We start from the raw sequence: 1115 nt of genomic DNA on the forward strand, positions 1-1115 counted from the left end.
GTGACCGTGAAATGGGATGCGGTAGATGGGGCGACTTCATATAAGGTATACAGGGGAGCGGGCAAGCAACTGGACGCAACTGTCACAGGCACATCCCACACCCTGACAGGAATTGCGGCCGACACGAAACTGACAGTCAACGTTTCTGCTGTGAACGATGCGGGCGAATCCTCAATGACTGAGATTGTTACGCAAACACAAGCGGTTACGCCCTAACGTACCCCGCAATATAACTGCGAAAAGCGCCACTTCAAATCAGGTGAGTTTTTCTTGGGATGCGGTGAAAGGGGCGACATCTTACAATATTTACAGATTTTACGCGAAAATAGCGACTGTCTCAGAGAATTCGTATACGTCGAATCCTAATCTCAAGCCGGACACGGCCTACATTTTTAATGTGTCGGCAGTGAACTCGGCCGGGGAATCGGAACGATCGGCCAATTTTACGATACGAACAGAAAAGGAATCATAGGGTCCGGACTTCCCGGGCTCTTTTTTAACATAAAAAAATAATCGGAGGTTTTATAAATGGCTTACTTAACTATCGGAGATAAAGAATACAAATCACGCTGCGACTTTGCTTTTGACAGATTGGCAAACGAAAAATATTCCACTGCGGACGAAAAGGGCAAAGGCGGCACAATGAATATTTACATGAGCTTGCTCAACGAAGAGGCTTCCTATCTTTCTGCTTTTTGGGATTGTGCACTCGCTTACTTGAAGAAAGAAAAGCCATCAATTGAGGCTATTGAAGAAGCAATTATTAAAATCATTGATGAAGACGAAACAGGCGACGCAATTGACAAGATGATCAATGAAGCATTCACAACGCTGGACTCGGCGGGTTTTTTCAAAGGCGTGATCCGTCAGCGCTGGAAGATGATGGAGAAGATGAACAAAGGGAAGAAACCGGCTCCGAACGAAACACCGGAAATGGAAGCGAAACGGCTGGAGGACGAAGAGAACGGCAAGGAAGTCCTGAAGATGATGAAAGAGGCGTACAAAGAGAGAACGGGATCGACTACGACCAAATAATTACGAATTCCGCACATTGGCTCGGGGTTTATGATGTGGATTTAATCATGTCATGGACTCCTAACGAGTACAAGCTTCTG

Annotated in this window: 3 protein-coding genes; all 3 read left to right on the top strand. The window is 46.0% G+C overall.

Features of this window, described 5'->3' with window-relative positions; all coding sequences use genetic code 11:
• Positions 1 to 216 (top strand): fibronectin type III domain-containing protein (locus BGM27_RS20270; protein WP_254122898.1); only part of this gene is annotated, 216 nt, incomplete at its 5' end.
• Positions 185 to 472 (top strand): fibronectin type III domain-containing protein, encoded by a 288-nt coding sequence (locus BGM27_RS20275; protein WP_254122950.1) that lies wholly within the window; start codon positions 185 to 187, stop codon positions 470 to 472. The genes BGM27_RS20270 and BGM27_RS20275, both read left to right, overlap by 32 nt.
• A gap of 56 nt (positions 473 to 528) precedes the next feature.
• Positions 529 to 1035 (top strand): tail assembly chaperone, encoded by a 507-nt coding sequence (locus tag BGM27_RS20280; RefSeq protein ID WP_217031403.1) that lies wholly within the window; start codon positions 529 to 531, stop codon positions 1033 to 1035.
• Positions 1036 to 1115: the final 80 nt, after the last annotated feature.

This window comes from Bacillus sp. FJAT-27001, assembly GCF_019039175.1.
Classification (GTDB): Bacteria; Bacillota; Bacilli; order Bacillales; family Bacillaceae; genus Bacillus; species Bacillus velezensis.

Excerpts from the sequence above, each read along its gene's own strand:
- BGM27_RS20280 (WP_217031403.1), top strand. The coding sequence starts at position 529 with ATGGCTTACTTAACTATCGGAGATAAAGAATACAAATCACGCTGCGAC.